Annotated in this window: 4 protein-coding genes; all 4 read left to right on the forward strand. The window is 49.7% G+C overall.

Annotated elements, in window-relative coordinates; translation table 11 throughout:
* Nucleotides 1-305 precede the first annotated feature (305 nt).
* Complete coding sequence (locus EZI54_RS23265; RefSeq protein WP_165495864.1) at nt 306-1,196, forward strand: phospholipase effector Tle1 domain-containing protein; 891 nt, start codon at nt 306-308, stop codon at nt 1,194-1,196.
* Nucleotides 1,186-1,803 carry a DUF2931 family protein gene (locus EZI54_RS23270; RefSeq protein WP_165495865.1) on the forward strand — a complete coding sequence of 206 codons (618 nt, stop codon included), beginning with the start codon at nt 1,186-1,188 and terminating at the stop codon, nt 1,801-1,803. The genes EZI54_RS23265 and EZI54_RS23270 overlap by 11 nt, the downstream gene beginning before the upstream one ends.
* 67 nt (nt 1,804-1,870) lie before the next feature.
* Nucleotides 1,871-2,575, forward strand: a complete 705-nt coding sequence (locus tag EZI54_RS23275; protein WP_131484249.1) for a TIGR02391 family protein — start codon at nt 1,871-1,873, stop codon at nt 2,573-2,575.
* A 97-nt stretch (nt 2,576-2,672) separates the two neighbouring features.
* Nucleotides 2,673-3,293, forward strand: coding sequence for a tetratricopeptide repeat protein (locus EZI54_RS23280; protein ID WP_131484250.1), 621 nt, complete (start codon nt 2,673-2,675; stop codon nt 3,291-3,293).
* The last annotated feature ends 189 nt before the right edge of the window (nt 3,294-3,482 follow it).

Consider the following 3,482-nt stretch of genomic DNA (forward strand, 5'->3'; position numbering starts at 1 on the left):
GCATCAAAGGATTTCAGCTTCTGGAACTGGTCGTTAACAACGTCGAGTTCCGGGACGGAGAAGCGGTTGAGCAACAATCAGACAGGAACGCTGCCTGATGTTCATACACCAGATTTGACGATAACTCTGGAGAGCAAGGGATACTCAAAAAAATTGACGAAGGCTGCAGTAACTTTCTCTTTCAATTAAAGCGTAACGTTACTGACCGAATCGATGAATTGGTCCTCGATGTGTTTGGCTTTAGTCGTGGAGCTGCTACAGCCCGACATTTTATCAGTCGGGAGGTAAACGATGAAAACGGGGCTTTGGCCAAAGCCTTCAAGCAAGCGGGTTTTCCATGGCCGAAGAAGATCACCGTTCGCTTTCTGGGCCTGTTCGACACCGTTGCGGGAATTGCCGATCTGGGCAATCTGGACTTTTCTGCACACGATGCGGAAACGGGGCGCATTAACGTCAACCTGAGGCCGGAAGATGCTGAAAGGGTTGTCCAGTTTGCTGCGCGGGATGAGCGCCGACACAACTTTTCACTGAACAGTCTACGGAGTGAGTCCGGCAACCTACCGGAACACTTCGATGAATGGGTACTTCCCGGAGTACACTCCGATATTGGTGGTGGTTACCCTGAGATTTTTCACGAGCGTGTTGAAGTTCGCCTGCCTCTGGTGGTCAGGGGGAACGACCGCCGCAATCCCGAAGCCAGTTTTGAATTTTCGCGCATGTTACAGGATCGTGCGCTGATCAAAAATGAAGGCTGGATCGGGCCGCTGAATCCACTTGCCACGCTTGAAATCGAACAGGAGCGAGCACCCGGTTTGCCGGGCGGTGATATAACGCTTCGTCTTTGGCTGGACCGCGAAGTTCGTGGCGAGTACTCCCGTATCCCGCTCTACCTGATGCATATGTTGGCAGTGGATGCCGGTGTGCCTTTTCAATCTATTAACCCAAAAGTTGAAGGCCTTTCTCTACCGCAAGAATTAACGACCGTTGCCAGAAATCTGGCCGCCCATGTCTGGCATGGCAGCGACCTACTGATGACCCCAGAATCCCGGGCGTTGCTTAAGCAACGATACATTCACCATTCGGATCATTACTTGAAGCTTGGGCCGCTTTATCCCTTCAAACCAGCCAAATATGGAAAACGGGTCGTGCATCCGAATGAAGGACAGTGGATTGAGGGGCAATATCATGAGTATTAAACATCTGGCGGTCAGCCTCTGTGTTTTGGTGCTTCTGGGGTGTTCGGAGCAAGTAGGGTCCGAAGCGCCTCAGAATGGTCCAGAGTCCACGTATAGAAGTATCGCGGTTGTGGTACCCAAGCACTACGATGCGTGGGTCGATACGTTGATTTTTGAATCTCGTTCCGAGGATATTGGTTGGAGAGCTCCTATTGGAATTATCACGTGTTGCTGGAGAGAACCATCAGGCAAGCATGCTGAATGGCAAGCTATGCCAGAACTGGTCTTGATTAAGTGGTTCTCCTTTGCCGAACAGCAATCGTACGAAGCACTGATTCACCTGAAAAACGCTGATGAAATCGAAGAAAAGATGAAAGAAATTGCACCTTTCGAGAGCTTTGGAGAGATAGCGGAATACCCTCGGGATGCCCTGGTTTTTGGGCTGGCGCCGGGCGGGACCGTTGTAGTGTGGATTATGAACCGGGGCGAGAATGCGATTGAGGTTGGGCGTTACGAGGCTAAGCCGTATAACAACGAGAAGTCAGACTATTCTCAATGGGTAGATGAATATCTGGAAAAAGAAGGCGAATATCTCCGGGAAAATGGGATTAAACTGGATGGCTGGTAGATGCATGTCCTGATAGCTTGGGAGCCAGGTACCACATAATTGCTGTTAGGCAAGATCAGGGGAGATCATGGGGATTAAGAAATCATTAACATCAGTGCTTCAGCAGTACCAAATAACCCATGATAAGGCTGTCCAGCTATACGGATTGTTTGAGGAAGCCGAAGCACCTGAGTTGCTCCGAGTACAGCAAGAACTTGGTGGGAATGCTACAAAATTAGTGGAGATAGCGGACCTTGGTTGGGAGCAATGCGGAAGCTTGGGGAGGCACCTTACGTTTCTTGAGTACTATCTCAAGAGAAACGACAAAGCCGGATGTTACTCGGATATCAAAGATATTCTGTTTTACGATTTACCAGCGACGCTACGTAGTTTGATATCTGAAGCCAGTGAAGATCAATTCCTGGATGAAAAGCTCCGAGAGTCGGTAGTTCCCTTGATGGACGGTTTGCACTTTGATTCAGCAATTAGGAAGACCTTTGTCGTGCTCACCGAACGATTGAGGAGAGCCTTTGGAGTCCAAGACGAGATTGATGGCGAAGATTTGGTCAATTTGGTGTTTGGAAAAGGTGGAAAAATCCCAGTTGCTCTGGATGATTCTAAGAAGCAGTCTCTCCGAAATCTGATAAGCGGTTTCTACGGAGTCTATAGAAACAGATATGCGCATAATGACCGGGAAGCCACTTCGTCAGATGCTAAAGCTATAGTCCACATGGCCAATCAGATTCTATGTGAAATTGAAGCTGTGTCGCGGGCATCTGCCCAAAATGCCTAACCAGCGCAGGCACGGCGACGCCCATTACATTGCGCCTACGGCTCCATTCCATGGGCGCGCATGCTGCAGGCGTTATGCGTAGGGAGGGATGCATCGTGTGAGTAGGGAAGATTGGTATCGAAACAAAGAGTGGAACAGTGAAGTTGAGGCTCAGTTCTTCGCCAAACTAAAGCGTGCGCGCCGGAAAGAACAGTATTTACGAATCCAAGCATCAATAATTTCACGCATTCGGCCTGATGTGGCCCTGATGCTTTTGGATCAATATTTCTCGCTTGAAGAAGATTTTGATCATGCGCAAGCCTACTGTGATATGGCGTCAGCTTTTCTCGCTCAAGGTGAGGTGGACAAAGCGATCCAGTCATACGGCAAAGCATTGGAAAGAGAAGCTGAATTTCCAAATCTGAAAACAGATGCATATATCCTTTATCCACTCACCATTGTCGAAAACAGGCTGCGCAATCTGTATCGCTCCGCGAACGAGATTCTAGATGCTCATCAAGACAGGTTAATGTTCCCAGTAGACCATTTCCGTTGGCATGCAGCGAAGGCGATCATCAACGCGGATACCGGAGAGAAAGAGATCGCGTCGAGTCACGCGGCTCGTGCGTTTGAGGCTGCCCAAATAAAGAAATCAGGCTTTAGGTTTCACCAAAAGCTAGGCCTCGTGGGAAAAGAATACAAAGGCGTGGTCAATGAGCTTCGCGCTATTCATGCATAACCAAGGGCTCCAGCGGACCGTTTTTCCGGCGCGGTGTGCCTCCAAAACGGCCGCTGAGCCCAGGCGTTAAAGGCCTTTACTCCGGTGTTGCTGGGTTGTGTGTTCGGCCCGCGCTTTGGCGGTTTCCGGTTTGCAGAAAACATTCCCCAGTCAGGCAACGGGGCTGATTGATAATTCAGTGTCTCGGTC

Origin of the sequence: Marinobacter halodurans (assembly GCF_004327985.1) — a bacterium.
GTDB lineage: Bacteria > Pseudomonadota > Gammaproteobacteria > Pseudomonadales > Oleiphilaceae > Marinobacter_A > Marinobacter_A halodurans.